At 64.0% G+C, this 15,651-nt stretch carries 18 protein-coding genes; 10 read left to right on the forward strand and 8 right to left on the reverse strand.

Features of this window, described 5'->3' with window-relative positions; genetic code table 11:
• The first annotated feature begins 12 nt into the window (after positions 1–12).
• Positions 13–1,860, forward strand: coding sequence for a flagellar hook-associated protein FlgK (flgK, locus tag L8F45_RS03545; protein WP_342361510.1), 1,848 nt, complete (start codon positions 13–15; stop codon positions 1,858–1,860).
• A gap of 16 nt (positions 1,861–1,876) precedes the next feature.
• Positions 1,877–3,397, forward strand: a complete 1,521-nt coding sequence (locus L8F45_RS03550; RefSeq protein ID WP_342361511.1) for a hypothetical protein — start codon at positions 1,877–1,879, stop codon at positions 3,395–3,397.
• Positions 3,398–3,533: 136 nt separating this feature from the next.
• On the opposite strand, the gene flbT is transcribed toward L8F45_RS03550, so the two are convergent.
• The 5 genes from flbT to fliL form a co-directional block, all read right to left on the reverse strand.
• Positions 3,534–3,968 (reverse strand): flagellar biosynthesis repressor FlbT, encoded by a 435-nt coding sequence (flbT, locus tag L8F45_RS03555; protein WP_342361512.1) that lies wholly within the window; start codon positions 3,966–3,968, stop codon positions 3,534–3,536.
• Positions 3,969–4,029: 61 nt separating this feature from the next.
• Complete coding sequence (locus L8F45_RS03560; protein WP_342361513.1) at positions 4,030–4,806, reverse strand: MotE family protein; 777 nt, start codon at positions 4,804–4,806, stop codon at positions 4,030–4,032.
• Positions 4,803–5,306 carry a DUF6468 domain-containing protein gene (locus L8F45_RS03565; protein WP_342361514.1) on the reverse strand — a complete coding sequence of 168 codons (504 nt, stop codon included), beginning with the start codon at positions 5,304–5,306 and terminating at the stop codon, positions 4,803–4,805. The genes L8F45_RS03560 and L8F45_RS03565 overlap by 4 nt, the downstream gene beginning before the upstream one ends.
• On the reverse strand, positions 5,303–6,430 hold the full coding sequence (fliM, locus tag L8F45_RS03570) for a flagellar motor switch protein FliM (RefSeq protein ID WP_342361515.1): 1,128 nt from the start codon (positions 6,428–6,430) through the stop codon (positions 5,303–5,305). The genes L8F45_RS03565 and fliM overlap by 4 nt, the downstream gene beginning before the upstream one ends.
• A 57-nt stretch (positions 6,431–6,487) precedes the next feature.
• A complete protein-coding gene (fliL, locus tag L8F45_RS03575) occupies positions 6,488–6,991 on the reverse strand; it encodes a flagellar basal body-associated protein FliL (RefSeq protein WP_342361516.1) in 504 nt (167 codons plus the stop codon).
• A 283-nt stretch (positions 6,992–7,274) separates the two neighbouring features.
• Here fliL and flgF point away from each other — a divergent pair, with 283 nt between their 5' ends.
• The 4 genes from flgF to flgH are packed head-to-tail and all read left to right on the forward strand — an operon-like array spanning position 7,275 to position 10,653.
• Complete coding sequence (gene flgF, locus L8F45_RS03580) at positions 7,275–8,018, forward strand: flagellar basal-body rod protein FlgF (protein ID WP_342361517.1); 744 nt, start codon at positions 7,275–7,277, stop codon at positions 8,016–8,018.
• Between the two features lie 18 nt (positions 8,019–8,036).
• Positions 8,037–8,828, forward strand: coding sequence for a flagellar basal-body rod protein FlgG (gene flgG / locus L8F45_RS03585; protein WP_342363354.1), 792 nt, complete (start codon positions 8,037–8,039; stop codon positions 8,826–8,828).
• 11 nt (positions 8,829–8,839) lie between these two features.
• The gene (flgA, locus tag L8F45_RS03590) at positions 8,840–9,865 is read left to right on the forward strand and encodes a flagellar basal body P-ring formation chaperone FlgA (protein ID WP_342361518.1); all 1,026 of its coding nucleotides are present in this window, start codon (positions 8,840–8,842) and stop codon (positions 9,863–9,865) included.
• 53 nt (positions 9,866–9,918) lie between these two features.
• The gene (gene flgH, locus L8F45_RS03595; protein ID WP_425330007.1) at positions 9,919–10,653 is read left to right on the forward strand and encodes a flagellar basal body L-ring protein FlgH; all 735 of its coding nucleotides are present in this window, start codon (positions 9,919–9,921) and stop codon (positions 10,651–10,653) included.
• A gap of 131 nt (positions 10,654–10,784) precedes the next feature.
• Here the strand turns inward: flgH and L8F45_RS03600 are convergent, their stop codons facing one another.
• From L8F45_RS03600 to L8F45_RS03610, 3 genes are all read right to left on the reverse strand, one after another.
• A complete protein-coding gene (locus L8F45_RS03600; RefSeq protein WP_342361520.1) occupies positions 10,785–11,456 on the reverse strand; it encodes a glutathione S-transferase family protein in 672 nt (223 codons plus the stop codon).
• A 158-nt stretch (positions 11,457–11,614) separates the two neighbouring features.
• Positions 11,615–12,031: an RNA polymerase-binding protein DksA gene (dksA, locus tag L8F45_RS03605; protein WP_342363355.1), complete on the reverse strand. Its 417-nt coding sequence runs from the start codon at positions 12,029–12,031 to the stop codon at positions 11,615–11,617.
• 374 nt (positions 12,032–12,405) lie between these two features.
• Positions 12,406–12,813: a flagellar assembly protein FliX gene (locus tag L8F45_RS03610; RefSeq protein ID WP_342361521.1), complete on the reverse strand. Its 408-nt coding sequence runs from the start codon at positions 12,811–12,813 to the stop codon at positions 12,406–12,408.
• A gap of 219 nt (positions 12,814–13,032) precedes the next feature.
• Between L8F45_RS03610 and L8F45_RS03615 the strand changes: the two genes are divergently transcribed.
• The 4 genes from L8F45_RS03615 (at position 13,033) to L8F45_RS03630 (ending at position 15,569) form a co-directional block, all read left to right on the forward strand.
• Positions 13,033–14,148: a flagellar basal body P-ring protein FlgI gene (locus L8F45_RS03615; protein ID WP_342361522.1), complete on the forward strand. Its 1,116-nt coding sequence runs from the start codon at positions 13,033–13,035 to the stop codon at positions 14,146–14,148.
• On the forward strand, positions 14,148–14,540 hold the full coding sequence (locus tag L8F45_RS03620) for a rod-binding protein (RefSeq protein WP_342361523.1): 393 nt from the start codon (positions 14,148–14,150) through the stop codon (positions 14,538–14,540). The genes L8F45_RS03615 and L8F45_RS03620 overlap by 1 nt, the downstream gene beginning before the upstream one ends.
• A complete protein-coding gene (locus tag L8F45_RS03625; protein ID WP_342361524.1) occupies positions 14,537–15,013 on the forward strand; it encodes a hypothetical protein in 477 nt (158 codons plus the stop codon). The genes L8F45_RS03620 and L8F45_RS03625 overlap by 4 nt, the downstream gene beginning before the upstream one ends.
• A 169-nt stretch (positions 15,014–15,182) precedes the next feature.
• Positions 15,183–15,569, forward strand: coding sequence for a flagellar protein FlaG (locus tag L8F45_RS03630; RefSeq protein WP_342361525.1), 387 nt, complete (start codon positions 15,183–15,185; stop codon positions 15,567–15,569).
• Positions 15,570–15,651 lie beyond the last annotated feature (82 nt).

Genomic DNA, 15,651 nt, shown 5'->3' on the forward strand with positions numbered 1-15,651 from the left:
GCGAGGTCCGCCATGGGTATCGGCGCGGTCTTCAATGCGGCGACCTCGGGCCTGCGCGTCTCGCAAGGCGCCGTCGAGGTCGTTTCGCAGAACATTGCGAATGCGAATTCGGTCGGCTTCACGCGTCGTCAGTATGTGCAGACGCAATCGGTGGCCGGCGACAGGACCGTTGGCGCGCGGACCGTCGGGATCACGCGGGCGCTCGATACGTTGGTGCAGCGACAATTGCGGCAGGAGACCGGCAGCGCCGGCTATACCGGCGTCGCGGCGCAGTATCAGAAAGCGCTCGACCAGATTTTCGGTTCGCCCGGCGGCGATAATTCGCTCGACACGATCTTCAACAAGTTCACACAGTCGCTGCAGACGCTGACGGCGGATCCGTCCTCCGCCACCAATCGCAGCGCCGTTCTTTCGGCGGCCAATGCGCTCGCTTCGACGCTGAACACCGCGTCGAGCGACGTGCAGGGCTTGCGCAAGCAGGCGGAGTCGGCGATCGGCACCACGGTCGATCGTGTCAACGATCTCCTTGGAGAAATCGCCAGCGTCAACGCGCAGGTGGTCGCGAGCGGCAATACATCCGCAGCGCTGCTGGACCAGCGCGACGCGGCCATCGACGAATTGTCCAAATATATGGACGTCAAGGTGACGCAGGGCGAAAACGGCAGCGTCACGGTCGCGACTGCGAACGGCACGACTTTGTTCAACGGCACGCAGGCGATGAAGCTGTCGTTCGACGAGCGCAGCACGATCGGGCCGCAGGCGCTCTATTCGACCGATCCGACGCAGCGCGGCGTGGGGACAATTACTCTCTCGGACGGCTCCGGCTCATCGATCGATCTGATCGCGAATGGCTCCATCCGCTCCGGTTCGCTCGCCGGCCTGATCGAAATGCGCGACAAGACGCTCGTGCAGGCGCAGGACCAGCTCGATGCGATCGCCGCCAACATGTCGCTTTCCCTGTCGAACCGGCAGGCGACCACGACGGCGGTCACATCTGGGTCGCAGACGGGCTACGACATCGATCTCTCGACGCTGCCCGCGAGCGGCAATGCGTTGAGCTTCTCCTATACCGACAGCACCGGAGCGACGAAGACCGTCAAGGTCATCCGCGTCGAGGATGCGAGCCAGCTTCCTCTCGCCAATGACGGCAGCGCCGATCAGGTGATCGGCATGAGCTTCGCCGGCGGCGTCGCCAGCATCGCGAGCCAGTTGAACACGGCGCTCAATCCCAATCTGAGTTTTTCGAACACAGGCTCGACGCTCAGGGTTCTCGACAACGGCTTGACGACGGTGATGAAGAGCGCCGGCGCCGAAATCACCAACACGGCGCTGACGGGATCGGGCGCCGAAGTTCCGCTGTTTTATGACCTCGGCAACCAGTCCGTCTTCACCGGCAGCTATGATGGCGGCTCGAAGACGCTCGGTTTCGCCGCGCGCATCGCGGTCAATCCCGCGATCGCCGCCGATGCGTCGAAGCTCGTCGTCTATCAGACGTCGCCTCTGACGCCCTCGGGCGACACGACGCGCGCGCAGCTCATGCTCGACCGGCTGACGTCGGCGACGCGCACCGTCGCGACGACGACGGGCCTTGGCGGGACGGGATCGCCTTTCTCCGGCACGATCGCCGCGCTGACCCAGCGCGTGGTGGAATATCGCGGCGCGGCGTCAGAAGCTGCGACGCAGCTCGACACTGGCCAGAATGTCGCGCTCTCCGCCGTCCAGTCGCGCTACGCCGAGGATGCGAGCGTAAATATCGATTCTGAAATGGCGCAGCTCACGCAGCTCCAGAACGCCTACGCCGCGAATGCGCGCGTGTTCACGGCGGCCAAGGAGATGCTTGACCTGTTGCTGCAGATTTAGAGCGTGAGGTTGCGTCATGGTGTCTGCTCCCTTCTCCGCCACATCCTACGCCTCCTTCTCGGCCGGCCTGATGAAGGATTTGCGCAATTCGCTCACCGACCTTCAGCGCCAGCTTTCGACCGGCCAGAAGTCGCTGACCTATGGCGGTCTGGGGCAGGACCGTTTCGCGAGCCTGAACTACAACGCCAAACTCAGCACGTTGAACGGCTATTCCAATGTCATTCAGAGCAGCAGCTTCCGGCTCTCGATGATGGATACGGCGCTCAATAATTTCAGCTCGACGATCCAGAGCGCGCAGACGGCGGCGACCGCCGGCAGCTACGAGCCGGATGCTTCCGGGCGGCCGATCGCGCAGGTGTCAGCGGACGATCAGATCAAGATGATGATCGATCTGATGAACACCGACATCAGCGGGCAGTATCTCTTCTCGGGCCGCAGCTCCGATACGAAGCCCGTTCTCGGCTATGACGCGATCATGAATGGAACCGCAGGCAAGGCGGGCGTAAAGCAGATGATCGCCGAGCGCCAGGCGGCTGATCTCGGAACCGGCGGTCTTGGCCGGCTCGAGGCGCCAAGCATTTCAGGCTCGACGGTGACGCTGCAACGCGACGCCACCAATACGGGCCCGTTCGGCTTCACCATCTCCGGCGTCTCCACCACGTCAGCGAATATCGCGACCAGTGGACCGGCCGGCGCGCAGCAGACGACGACGATCAATTTCACAGGCCAGCCGAACGACGCCGACACGGTCACGGTCACGCTGACCTTGCCTGACGGCAGCACGCAGGATGTGACGTTGAAGGCGGCGCAATCGACACCGGTTCCGACCAACGGCTTCCTGATCGGCGCAACGCCCGCGGCGACCGCGGCGAATTTCCAGACCGCGCTTCAGACGGCCGTGCAGAAGCAGGCGGAAACGAGCCTCAAGGCGTCGTCTTCCATCGTTGCGTCGCAGGCCTTTTTTGCGGGATCGAATTCGTCTCCGCCGCAGCGCGTGCCGTCGCCGGCCGCAAGCGCGACGGGCCTCGTCGCCGGCACGAGCGCCAACACGGTGATCTGGTATCAGGGCGACGACGACACGACGTCATTTCCAAACGCCCGCTCCACCGCGACGGCGAAAGTTGGCGACGCGCTGACTGTGAACACCGGCGCGCGCGCCAATGAAGCCGCCTTCCAGCAATCCTTTGCGATGCTGGCGGCGCTGTCGCTCACCGACGTTGCGCCTTCCGATCCGAACGGCCAGGAGCGCTACGCAGCGCTCACGCAAAGGGTCGGCAACGGATTGTCCTTCCCGAACAACATGCAGTCGGTGAAGTCGGTGCAGATGGAGCTTGCGAACTCGAATTCGTCGATCAACACGGCGAAGGATCGTCTGACGGCGACGAAGAACGTCATCCAGGCGTCGCTCGACAAGATCCAGAACACCGATGATCAGGAGGTCACGGCCTCGATCCTTGCGCTGCAAACCAGGCTCGAAGCAACCTATTCGACGACGGCTACGCTTTCCGGTCTGTCGCTGACGAAATTTCTGTCCTGACGCTTCGCCCGAGCGCGTCGCGAACCAGAGCGGCGCGCATTCAAATCGGATCGCCCGCCGCTCTATTGCTTTTTGTCGCAGCGTTCTTGCGGAAAACCGGGTTCCACTTTTCCGCACGCTGCTCCAGGGAAGCGGCTTAAGCCGCTTCCGAGCTCGACGTTCCGGCGCTCGGCTTGGCGCCGGACTCAGTCACGCGCGCAAGCAGCTCCTGCTCATAGGCGACAAGCTGGCGCGCGCTGCGCAACGCCTTGTAGAGATCGCCCGCCAGAATCCTGCTGTTGATTTCGGCGATGATCGGAAGCGCGCTCGGCGCCGCCTGCAGGAATTCACGGACGAGATCGAAATAGACATTGTGATGGCTGTCGGTCTCGCCATCGAGATACATGAGCTGCGTCGCGAGATAGATGCGCCTGGCAGGCGTATCCGCGGTCTGCGCCGTCAGGATGTCCTTCTCGCGCAGGATCGGCGCCGCGCCTTCGATGAACAAACGCGAGCGCGCGTCGCCATTGCGGATCAGCGCCTTGCCGATGATCACACGCTCGTGGGGCTTCAGTTCGACTTTCAGCGCCATTTCGGTCTCCTTGTCGCGTGGATTGAGGTCGACTCTGTCAACATGTTACTGGTCTTGAACGCTATTGTCTCGGCGAAGCGGGCGCAGGGCGCGGCGCGACATCGAGCCGTGGCAATTCGTTCGCGCTTCCCAGAGCAGATTCGGGAGCGTCGTTCCGCGTCGCGAGCGCGACCGTCAGCTTCTCCGCCGATTCCGGCGACATGGCCGCGAGCACTTCCGCCATCTTGCGCGGATTCATCTTCTGCACCACCGGGATCAGAACCTTGTGATCGAGCCGCTCGAACACGCGCGCGGCTTCCTTCGGCTTCATGGTTTCATACATGGTCACCAGATTCTTCAACGCCTGCGTCTGCGACTGGTCGCGATTTTCCGGCGCGGACTGCATTTTCTCTTCGAGCTGCTTCAGGTCGTTCACCCGCGTGTCGAGCTTCTGCTCGGCGGCGCGCAGCAATTGCTCGCGGGTATCCATCTCGCGCGCGCGGCCTTCGATTTCCTCGCGGCGCTGCCCAAGCCGTTCGAGGATCGCCCGCTCGGCGTTCGACGAATTCGGCGTGTCGAGATTGACGGGCTTGCCGGCGGGCGGCGCCGGCGGCTGCGCCGGCTCGGGTTTTTTCTCTTCTTCCTTTTTCTTTGGCGGCGCCGATCCGGTGATATCGGGATCGGGCGGAATATAGCCTTGCCGGGCGCGCGCGATGGCGCGGCCGAACGACGGCACCTCGCCGGGCAACAGAACTTGAGGCGGCTCGGTCGTCGCCTCGCGGACAAGCGCCAGACCTTTCAACGCCAAAAGGCAGGCGGCGGCGCCTGCCACGGCGGGAAAGATCCGGAAGCCTTTCACGCGGCTTCGCCACGCTGACGCGCCCGCGCCCGTTCGATCAGGCGCTCAGCGGCGATCGCAGTCGCCGCGAGCCGCGTGTTGGAGAGACGCGCGCCGTTAAGCGACGATTCGTTTGCCGGCGCCGATGCTGGCTGCGGGGCCTGAGCTGCGGTCGCTGCGGCGGCGGCCGCGCGACGCGAAGTTTCGACGATCTGGCGGACGCGATCGATGATGTCTTCGCCAGCCTTCACATTCATGGCGAGATCGGCTGCGAAGCGCTCGGCGGATTCAAGACGCGTGGCGAGCGAAGCGTCGGCTTGCGCCACGGTCTGCTTCAGCGCGCCGATCGAACGTTCGGCGCTTTCCGTCGCGCCGGCGAGATCGACGATCGTTCGCCGCATGATCTGCTCGTCGGCGCGCAACTGCTTCAGGCGGCGCTCGAGGATGATGCAGTAGAAGATCGTCGCCGCCAGCAGCAGCGCCACCAATGTGTCGATCGCAAGCGACATGCCGCTGCTCATGGCGTCGACCCTTTCCGTTGTCCGGGATGCTGGCTTTCAAAGGACTCAAGGGTGGTGCGCGATCGGCGCAGCGGCCGCACGACCTGCACGGCGATATGTTCGCCGACGCGACCGATGCGCCCCTCGGTGAGATTGAAATCGCCGCAGCGAATGATGACGTTGTCGTCCTGCGCGGCGTCGAACACCAGGGTCTCGCCGACCTGGAGATTGTTCATGCGGCGGATCGGCAACTTCGTCTCGTGCAGGATCACGTCGACTGTCGCCTGCGCCTGCCAGATTTCATTGGCGAGATGGCCTTCCCAGGTCGGGTCGCGGCCGAATTTCTCACCCATGAAGCTCTGCAGCAGCAGATCGCGAATGGGCTCGATCGTCGCGTAGGGCAGCAGCATCTCGATGCGGCCGCCGCGGCCTTCGAGATCGATCTTGAGTTCGATGAGGATCGCCGCATTCGCGGGGCGCGAGATCGAGGCGAAGCGCGGATTGGTTTCGAGGCGATCGGTAGTGAACTTCACCGGCGACAGGGGAAGGAACGCCGACTCCGCCTCTGAAAGCACCAGCTCCAGCAGGCGCCGAACCAGATTCATCTCGATCGAGGTGTAGGGACGGCCGTCGAGCCTGACGACGGTCGGGCCGCGGCGTCCGCCAAGCAGCACGTCGAGCACGCCATAGGCGAGGTTGGAGTCGACCGACAGCAGCCCGTAATTGTCCCATTCCTGCGCGCGGAACACGAGCAGGATCGAAGGCAACGGGATCGAGTTGATGTAGTCGCCGAAACGCACCGACGAGATATTGTCGAGCGTGACTTCGACAGTGTCCGAGAAGAAGTTGCGCAGCGAGGAGGTGAGCAGGCGCACGAGACGATCAAAGATGATCTCGAGCATCGGCAGACGCTCGTATGATACGAGCGCGGAATCGACGATGGCGCGGACGCCGGTCTGGCGTTTGCCGGCGGCTTCATCGGTCGAGAAGCCGAGAAGCGAATCGATCTCGTCCTGATTGAGAAGGCGATCGACTGCGGCGTCGTCCTCGCCCTGCGCGCCGCCGGCGAGATTCGACCAGGCGTCCTCGCTGTTCGCGTCAGTCGCGCTCGGGGCGGGGGCGTCGGTGGCGTTGGTGTCGCTCATGGCTCGCAGCGCTTGACGACGAAATGAAGCGGGCCGCCTGAGTGAGGCGGCCGCGCGTCACTGCATCAGGATTTCCTTGAAGAGAATGGCGTCGACCTTTGCGGGATAGACCGCGATGTTGACGCGCTTCAGAAGCTCTTCCTTGAGGCGGATCACGGCGGAGGAGCCGTCGAGTTCGGTCGCGCGCAATTCGCGCATATAGACCTGGAACGTATCCTCAATGCGCGGCACCAGCGGCTGGATTTCCGGCACGATCTTGGGATCAGCGACTTCGAGCGCGATCTTGAGCTTGAGATAGTTCTGCCGCTCCGACCCTTGCGTCTGCGACAGATTGATCATCATGTCCTTGAGTTCGACGAAGGCGATCTGCTTCTTCGGCATATGCGCAGCGTCTTGCGCATGCGCGTCCGCCTTCTTCTTGATGAAGAACCACCAGCCGGCGCCGCCTCCGCCGCCCAGCACGATCAGCGCGGCCGCCGCCATCATGATCAGCTTCGACTTTGACTTCGATGCGCCGGCGGCTTCTTCGCCGGCGTCGTCAGCGCTCTTCTCTTCAGCCATGGCTGTCGCCCAGGGATCGCGGCGCTTCTCGCCGCTCGTGAGGGGACATTGGACGTGAGATGGTTAACGGCCTGTTAAGCCCGGCAAAATCTGCCGGGTTGAATCTGCCACCAGGCGCGATCAGCCCGATGCAACAGATTTTATCGATTGAGGTAAATGGCTGATAACCATCAATTTTTACCAATTTGGCCCGATGGCACGGTGGTTGCGATCCATGATTGGCACGCCGAACGCGCTGGGGAGCGCCGCGAAGCGGGCAGGGACCAATCGACGGGAGCCGCAGATGGAAAATGCGCTTCTCATCGGGCTGTCGCGCCAGATGGCGCTCGCCCGCGAGGCTGACGTGATCGCCAACAATGTGGCGAACGTGAACACGAACGGATTCAAGGCGCGCAGCCAGCGCTTCGAGGAGTATCTGATGCCGGTCGCGAAGGCGGATTCATTTCCGGGCGCGGGACAGCGGCTTTCCTACGTGCTCGATGGCGGCGTGGGCCTCGACGTGACGCAGGGCGCGATCGAACGCACCGGCAATCCGCTCGATCTCGCGATCCAGGGCGACGCCTTCTTCACGGTCCAGACGCCGGCGGGCGAGCGCTACACGCGCGACGGCGCTTTCACGCTGAACTCCGCCGGCGAACTCGTGAATGCCTCCGGCTTCAAGGTTGTCGGCGATGGCGGCGTCATCACCTTCTCGCCGCAGGACGGCGACATCGAAATCGGCGCCGATGGCGTCATCAACACGAAGCAGGGGCCGAGAGGACAGATCAAGCTCGTCAGCTTCGACAATTCGCGACTGCTGACGAGCGAAGGCGACAATCTCTTTTCGTCGACGGCGCCGTCACGGCCTGTCGGCAAGGATGTAAAGGTCTCGGCCGGTTCGGTCGAGCGCTCCAACGTCAAGCCGATCCTGGCGATGAGCCGCCTCATGGAAGTGACGCGCGCCTACCAGAATATCACCAACATGATCCAGCGCACGGACGAGCTGCGCGGTTCGGCGATCCAGAAACTCGCCGACATGCCGAGCTGATAGGGAGAAGCCCCGATGATGCGCGCGATCTACACCGCCGCCACCGGCATGGCCGCACAGGAACTCACCGTGCAGGTCATCTCGAACAATATCGCGAACCAGCAGACCACCGGCTACAAGCTGCAGCGGGCGCAGTTCCAGGATTTGCTCTATCAGAACCTGCGTCGCACGGGCTCGTCGACCTCGACGCAGAATACCATCGTGCCCGCCGGCATCCAGATCGGCTCCGGCGTGAAGCTGGCGACCACCGCCCGCAACATGTCTCAGGGCACGATCAGCTCCAGCGGCAAGGATTACGATCTCGCCATTCGCGGCGAGGGCATGTTCAAGATCCGCATGCCCGACGGTAGCGCCGCCTATACGCGCGACGGCAGTTTCGAACTCGATTCCACGGGACAGATCGTCACCCATGACGGCTATGTTCTGGAGCCGGGCGTCACGGTTCCGACCAACGCGACGTCAGTGACGATCAGCGCAGCCGGCGTGGTGCAGGTCGGCGTGACCGGGCAGACGGCGCTGCAGACGCTCGGCACAGTCCAGCTCTCGCGCTTCATCAACAAGGCTGGTCTCGATTCGATCGGAGACAACCTGTTCATCGAGACGGCGGCCTCCGGCCAGCCGATCGACGGAACGCCGACGGGCGAAGGATTCGGCAGTCTGCAGCAGGGTTTTCTCGAAGCCTCGAACGTGAATGCGGTGACGGAGATCAGTTCGCTGATCGCAGCGCAGCGCGCCTACGAGATGAACTCCAAGGTCGTCACGGCCGCCGACGCGATGCTGTCGACGACCACGCAGATGTTCCGCAGTTGAGGAGGCGTCGCGTGTCCTATATCGGCTCCGTCTCGCTCAAGACGGTTGGGCTTGCGGTTTTCTTCACCGCAGCATTCGTTGCGGCGTCGTCCGCCGACGCGCAACAGCCGGCTGCGGGCGACGCGTCTGCATCGACGCCGGTCATGCGCCGCGAAGCGATCGTCGATGGCGATATCGTCACGCTCGGCGATCTCGTGGAAAAATGCGGGCGGCTTTGCAGCGCGCCGATGTTCCAGGCGCCCGCGCCGGGGCAGACCGGCACGATCCAGACGATGCGCTTCGTCGCTGCGGCGCGAGACGCAGGCCTCGCCTTCGTCGAAACGAACGGAGTCGCGCAGATCAAGGTGATGCGGACCGGTCGCGCGGCCACGCGCGAAGATATCGATGCGGCGCTGGCGCTGGCGATCGCGGCGCGCACTTCGATCGATCCCGGCGACATCTCGCTCACGCTCGACCAGCCCTATGTGAAGCTGTCGCTCGCCGCGAACGGCAAGGACAATCCCTCCGTCACCGATCTCGTGATCGATACGAGAAACCGGCGCTTCAGCGCGAGTCTCGTGACGCCGCAGACCCGCGGCGCCGTCGCTGCGCGCGTCTCCGGCTATTATGTCGAAACGCTCGCTGTTCCCATTCTCACGCGCGCCGTGCAGCGCGGCGATGTCGTTCGGGCCGAGGATATCAGCATCGAGCGGCGCGATCGCGATACGTTCGGCGATGAGACGCCGCTGACGCCGTCTCTTGTCGCGGGGCGCGTCGCGCGTTCGGCGCTACGCTCGGGCATTGTGCTGCGCGACCGCGATCTCGTGAAGCCGCTGCTGGTCGATCGTGGCGCGCCGGTGACTATGACGCTCGATTCCGGCGCGCTCCAGCTCACGCTCAAGGGGAAGGCGGTCGATCAGGGTTCGCTCGGCGATCTCGTCGGCGTGCAGAATCTCAACTCGAAGCGCGTGGTGCAGGGAATCGTCACGGGCGCCGGAACGGTGCGCGTCGATCCCGGCGCGGCTGCGCTGACGGCGCGTACTGCGGCTGCGCAATGACGGAGATGGATAGGGCGATGACCATTCTGAAGACGCCGCGGCAGACGAACAGCATGTTGCGCGTTGGAGCGCTCGCTGTCGTAATGCTGTCGCTTGGCGCTTGCAGCGCCATCGATCGGCTGGCGAATGTCGGCTCGCAGCCGGCGCTTTCCGCGATCCAGGACCCGACGGCGCAACCCGGCTACAAGCCGGTGCGGATGCCGATGCCGCAGCCGGCGCCGGCGACCTTCCAGGGCAATTCGCTCTGGCGCTCGGGTTCGCGCGCCTTCTTCAAGGATCAGCGCGCGCAACAGGTCGGCGACATCGTCACCGTCAAGGTCAAGGTCAGCGACAAGGCGAACCTCGATAACGCCACGACGCGCACGCGCACCAACAGCGACACGATGGGCATGAAGGGTCTGTTCGGACTGGAGACGACGATCAGCAAGATATTGCCGGGCAGCACGGCCTCGGCGCTGGTCGATACGGACTCCGCGAACAACTCCGCGGGCACCGGCAAGATCAGGCGTCAGGAAGAACTGGTCACCAATGTCGCGGCCGTGGTCACGCAGGTGCTGCCGAACGGCAATCTCGTGATCGAGGGCAAGCAGGAAATCCGCGTCAATTTCGAAATTCGCGAAATGGTCGTCGCCGGCGTCATCCGACCCGAGGACATCGACACCGAAAACACGATCGACAGTCAGAAGATCGCCGAGGCGCGCATCGCCTATGGCGGACGCGGCCAGATCACCGATGTGCAGCAGCCGCGTTACGGCCAGCAGGTGATGGATATTCTGCTGCCCTTCTAGTCCAAGAAATCTGGCGCCGTCGCAGGACGACGCCGGTCCCGGCGCGCAGGATCGCGCTCCCCACCTGATCCTGCGCGCAAAGAACCCCGCCCACTCCCGGGCGGGGTTTTTCTTTAGGCAAGGGCGAACGCCTAAGTGCGCAGCGCAGCCGTCGCGTCGTCAAACATCGGTGAAGGCGTCGCCTGCATGGAAGCGCGCGACGAGATGCGCTCCCACCATTCGTATAGACGCGGATGGCGGGAGAGGCAGGCTGCGCCTTCGGGCGCGACGCGCAGGCAAGCGATCATCGGCGCCGCATGCAGGTCGGCCAGAGTGAGAGACTCTTCGCCTGCGAGCCATGGCGCGTCGCGCATGATCGCTTCAATCGCGTCGAAGCATCGCTCGGTCCGCTCCACGGCGGCGGCGATCTTCGCTTCATCAGGAAGTTCGCCGCGTTGCGGCTTGCGAGCGCGCTCGACGAAAATGTCCCACACCATCGCGCGATAGCCATAGGCGTCGAGAACGCCGATCAGTTGCGCCATTCGTGCGCGAATGCGCGGCTCTTTCGGCTGGAGCGACGGACCGGAGAAGGCTTCGTCGACATAGCGCGTGATCGCTGCGGTCTCGTAGAGATCGAAGCCGTCATGACCGAGCGCGGGAATTTTCCCGAAGGGATGGCGCCGCAAATAGTCTGATGGAGGGCCGCCGGCGGCGAAAATATCGACTTCTTCAAATCGACAGGAGACGCCCTTCTCGATCAGCGCGAGTCGGGCGATGCGCGTGTAGACGCTATAAGCCGCGCCGAACAGAATGGGGTCAGCCATTCGCTAGAGCATGGCGCGAAAAAATGGAAACCGGTTTTTTCGAGACGAACGCAAGCGTTCGCTTTGCGAAAGCCATGCTCTCAACCCTTGGAATCGATCACGCCGCGCTTTGATTGTTTCAATCAAAGCGCGGCGTGATCTAGCGCGGCCGGTTGGTTTCAGTCGTCCCGATAGACCTTTTCGTTTCGCTCGTGGCGCTCCTGCGCCTCGATCGACAGGGTCGCGATTGGTCTGGCTTCCAGCCGCTTGAGCGAGATCGGTTCGCCCGTTTCCTCGCAATAGCCGTAGGAGCCGTCCTCAATCCGGGCGATGGCGGAGTTGATCTTGGCGATCAGCTTGCGCTGCCGATCGCGGGCCCTCAGCTCAACCGCCCGGTCGGTCTCGAAAGAGGCGCGATCGGTCAGATCAGGGTGGTTTTCCTTCTCGGTCTGAAGGACGGTGAGGGTCTCGCGGCTTTCGCGGATGATCTCCTCGCGCCACGCGATCAATTTGCGGCGGAAATAGTCCCGCTGCCGGTCATTCATAAAGGGTTCGGATTCTAAAGGACGGTAGTCGGAGTCTGGCTGTAATGCCATCTTGGTCCTTGCGCTTGCCTTGGCCTTGATCGGCGCGTCGACCACGCGCTCGACCTTCTGGACCGCGCTTTTGGCGCGCGGCGACGACTTCGTCGGCTGCCTTTTCGGCTTGCCCTTTGTCTTGCTTTTCGCAGCGCCTGCTTTCGATTTTGAGCTCGATTTGCTGGGCATGTTCGCGTCCAACCTCCCTGGCCGCGGGCAACCTTGAAACCCGCGGCGGCCGTGGCGCGTCTATATCCAAACGCCGAGGCCTCGACAACGCAGCCGCCGCAGCAAATTCCCTGCCAGATATCAACAAGGTAACCCGGCGGGACCGGTCGCCCGGACTTCGCGCCTAGCCGAATCGGATGTCGTTCGTGCGACGGTCCGGCGGTCTAGCGAGCGAGCTTGGCGAGTTCGACCTCGGCCCGGAGCTCGATATGGGCGATCAGATCGTCGAGTTGCGGATCGCCGGACTTGCCGCCCGCGAGCGCGATCTCGCGTTTCAGCCGGGCGATCTGGTCGGCGGACACGCGGCCGGTCAGGAGCGCGATCTTGAGCTGTTCGAGGGCGTCGAGAATGTCGTGGCCGCGTTTGGCTGCGGCCTTGCGGCGACGCTGCGGCGCATCCTCGACATCCGCCTGCAGGGCAAGCACGGCGTCGAGCCCGATCATGCTGCCGGTCGCCGTCGTGGAAGAGGCGGAGCCAGTCTTTTCAGCGTCGAGGGAAAAGCGCGAACCAGCGGCGGCGCGGGTCCGGTTGACGGCGCCTGCCGCAACCGGGGAGCGCGGTTCAACACGCATGGGCCGCCTCCTTCATCGCCGTGACGAGCCAGTTGTGGGCGCGACTGGTTAACGGGGGGTAAATCGAGCGGCAAATCTTGCCGGGCAGGGGCAGGATAGGTGCGGTCGACGCTGCCCGGCAGCGCGCGCAATTTGTCAAAGCGCAGATATTTCAAATGATTACAATGCGCCTGGAATGGCACGCGCCTCGCAGAGGGGAATCGGATTCCTGAGGTTCTGATGCGTCCGTTCCGTTTCCTGACCGCCTTCGCCGCCCTCGCGATCGCCGCCGCGACCGCAGGGCCCGCCTTTGCGCTGTCGCGGATCAAGGATCTCGCCGCCATCGAGGGCGTACGTCAGAACCAGCTCGTCGGTTACGGCATGGTCGTTGGTCTCAACGGCACCGGCGACACGCTCAACAACGCGCCCTTCACCAAGCAGTCGGCGACCGCGATGCTTGAGCGGCTCGGCGTCAACACCCGCGGCGCGACCATGCGGACAGCGAACATGGCGGCCGTGATCGTGACCGCCAACCTGCCGCCCTTCTCGACCCAGGGCACCCGCATCGACGTGACGGTGTCCTCGCTCGGCGACGCCAAGAGCCTGCAGGGCGGAACGCTCCTCGCCACGCCGCTGCTCGGCGCCGACGGCCAGGTCTATGCGGTGGGGCAAGGGTCGCTTGCGATCGGCGGCTTCACCGCCAGCGGCGACGCCGCCTCGGTGACGCGCGGCGTTCCGACGGTCGGCCGCATCGCCAATGGCGCGCTCGTCGAGCGCGAGATCGAGTTCAAGCTCGCCGCCGCCAAGAATCTGCGGCTCGCGCTGCGCAACCCCGACCTCACGACCGCGCGCCGCATCGCCGCCGCCGTCAACGACTTCATGGGCGCGCCGGCGGCCGAACCGCTCGATCCCTCGACTGTGATGATCCAGGTGCCGGGCCGTTATCAGGGCAACATGATCAGGCTCCTGACCGAGGTCGAGCAGCTCCGCGTCGAGCCCGACAATGTCGCCAAGATCGTCATCGACGAGCGCTCCGGCGTCATTGTCATGGGCAAGGATGTGCGGGTGTCGCAGGTGGCGATCGCGCAAGGCAACCTGACCGTCTCGATCTCGGAATCGCCTGTTGTTTCGCAGCCCGCTCCGCTCTCCCGCGGCGAAACGACCGTGGTCCCGCGCTCCGACGTCCGCGTCGACACGCAGGGCGGCAACAAGGTCGCGGTGGTGCGCGACGGCGTGACGCTGAAAGAACTGGTCGACGGCCTGAACGCCCTCGGCGTCGGTCCGCGCGATCTGATCTCCATCCTCCAGGCCATCAAGGCGTCCGGCGCCCTGCAAGCCGAAATCGAGCTGATCTGATGACGAAGATTTCCTCCTCCGTCTCGACCGCGACGCTGCCGATCGCGCTGTCCGCCTATGGCAAATCGGGTTCGAAGCTGGCGTCGAAGCTCGCCGCGCCGGCGGGCGCGAACGGCCTCGACGCCGCGACCGACACGAAGCTCAAGAAGACTGCCACCGATTTCGAGCAGATGTATCTGGAGACCATGGTCGACCGCATGTTCAGTTCGCTGGGCGAAGATGGTCCGCTCGGATCGGGCGGGACAGGCGGCGATGTCTGGCGCTCCATGCTCGCGAAGTCGCACGCCCAGTCGCTTACCAAATCGGGCGGCGTCGGCCTCGCCTCCACGGTCTATGACCAGCTCGTGCAGATTCAGGCTGGCGCCTCGGCGACACAGGGAACCCAATCATGAATCCTGTTCTGACCGCGCCCTCGCAACGCCGCGTCGCGACCGCAGCCGAGGCCGAGACGCTGCTCGACGAGGTCATCGACGCGCTTGGCGGCATCGAAGAGACCTTGTCGGAAGAAACGGGATTGATGCAGGCCGGCCGCATCCGGGACGCGCTCGATCTCACCGACGCGAAGCAGGCGCGCGCTGGCGCCTATATGCGGCTTCTCGAAACCGTGAAGGCGAACGCGATCATCCTGGCGCGCTTTGCGCCCGACGGGGTTGAGACGCTGAAGGTCCGCCACAGCGAGTTTGCGCTCAAGCTCAGGCTCAACCAGGCCGTGCTGGCGACGGTCAAATCCGTCGCCGAGACGCTGGTGCGCGGCGTTCAGGAGGAAATGTCGGGAAACCGCCAGCTTTCCGTCTATGGGCCAGGCATCAGCCCGCGCGGCAAGAATGCGTCTGCGACGCCGCTTGCGCTCTCGGTCCGCCTCTGACCCGAGCGTTCGTTAGCGAACCCTTTACTCTTCCTTTCAAACAGCGCGGCGTCCGGCGATAAACCCGGACGATCCGCGCATTTTTACCATATTCCCTTACGTTAGATTCAGAGGCGGCGCTTTTATGGTGCGGTGCGGTCAGAAGACCGTGTGCCCGAGAGGTGTCGCCATGGACGGCGGAGCCATCCCACGGGTTGCGCCCGCTCCGAATCAGGCGGTGGCGCGATCCGACTCAATTCCGGCGCAGCCGAGCGCGCCGGTCGATTCCCCTCCCACCAAGGTTGTCCAGCCGGTCGGCGAAGACGCGGCGGTGCGGCTTAATGTGCCCGACAACCACCAGCGAATCGCTGAAGCTTTGTCGGCGGTCGACCGCCACATGTCGTTTGATCATGAGGCGAACGAGGTGGTGGTAACGTGGGTGGAAGGCGAGTCGGGCGACGTGGTTCACCAATTCCCGACCGAACAGGCGCTTAAGCTGCGGGCTTATTGGCGCGAGCAGGCGGCCGCCGAAGCGGCCGCTCACCAGGCCGGAAAGTCGGGCGACATCATCGTTTAAGGGAGCCGGGGCGGCGAGGCTTCGCGGCCGGCTTTTCTTCGTCCGCAAAACTTCATTAACGTTAACAGAATGGAAACTCCTC

The organism is Terrirubrum flagellatum (assembly GCF_022059845.1).
Classification (GTDB): Bacteria; Pseudomonadota; Alphaproteobacteria; order Rhizobiales; family Beijerinckiaceae; genus Terrirubrum; species Terrirubrum flagellatum.

What these genes read in the sequence shown, in the direction of transcription:
- fliM (WP_342361515.1), bottom strand. Translation starts at nt 6,430, where the DNA reads ATGAGCGACACCAACGCCACCGACGCCCCCGCCCCGAGCGCGACTGAC.
- flgH (WP_425330007.1), top strand. Translation starts at nt 9,919, where the DNA reads ATGTTGCGCGTTGGAGCGCTCGCTGTCGTAATGCTGTCGCTTGGCGCT.
- L8F45_RS03565 (WP_342361514.1), bottom strand. Translation starts at nt 5,306, where the DNA reads ATGAGCAGCGGCATGTCGCTTGCGATCGACACATTGGTGGCGCTGCTG.
- L8F45_RS03625 (WP_342361524.1), top strand. Translation starts at nt 14,537, where the DNA reads ATGAATCCTGTTCTGACCGCGCCCTCGCAACGCCGCGTCGCGACCGCA.
- dksA (WP_342363355.1), bottom strand. Translation starts at nt 12,031, where the DNA reads ATGGCATTACAGCCAGACTCCGACTACCGTCCTTTAGAATCCGAACCC.
- flgK (WP_342361510.1), top strand. Translation starts at nt 13, where the DNA reads ATGGGTATCGGCGCGGTCTTCAATGCGGCGACCTCGGGCCTGCGCGTC.
- fliL (WP_342361516.1), bottom strand. Translation starts at nt 6,991, where the DNA reads ATGGCTGAAGAGAAGAGCGCTGACGACGCCGGCGAAGAAGCCGCCGGC.
- L8F45_RS03630 (WP_342361525.1), top strand. Translation starts at nt 15,183, where the DNA reads ATGGACGGCGGAGCCATCCCACGGGTTGCGCCCGCTCCGAATCAGGCG.
- L8F45_RS03620 (WP_342361523.1), top strand. Translation starts at nt 14,148, where the DNA reads ATGACGAAGATTTCCTCCTCCGTCTCGACCGCGACGCTGCCGATCGCG.
- flgF (WP_342361517.1), top strand. Translation starts at nt 7,275, where the DNA reads ATGGAAAATGCGCTTCTCATCGGGCTGTCGCGCCAGATGGCGCTCGCC.
- L8F45_RS03600 (WP_342361520.1), bottom strand. Translation starts at nt 11,456, where the DNA reads ATGGCTGACCCCATTCTGTTCGGCGCGGCTTATAGCGTCTACACGCGC.
- flbT (WP_342361512.1), bottom strand. Translation starts at nt 3,968, where the DNA reads ATGGCGCTGAAAGTCGAACTGAAGCCCCACGAGCGTGTGATCATCGGC.
- flgG (WP_342363354.1), top strand. Translation starts at nt 8,037, where the DNA reads ATGCGCGCGATCTACACCGCCGCCACCGGCATGGCCGCACAGGAACTC.
- L8F45_RS03615 (WP_342361522.1), top strand. Translation starts at nt 13,033, where the DNA reads ATGCGTCCGTTCCGTTTCCTGACCGCCTTCGCCGCCCTCGCGATCGCC.
- L8F45_RS03610 (WP_342361521.1), bottom strand. Translation starts at nt 12,813, where the DNA reads ATGCGTGTTGAACCGCGCTCCCCGGTTGCGGCAGGCGCCGTCAACCGG.
- L8F45_RS03550 (WP_342361511.1), top strand. Translation starts at nt 1,877, where the DNA reads ATGGTGTCTGCTCCCTTCTCCGCCACATCCTACGCCTCCTTCTCGGCC.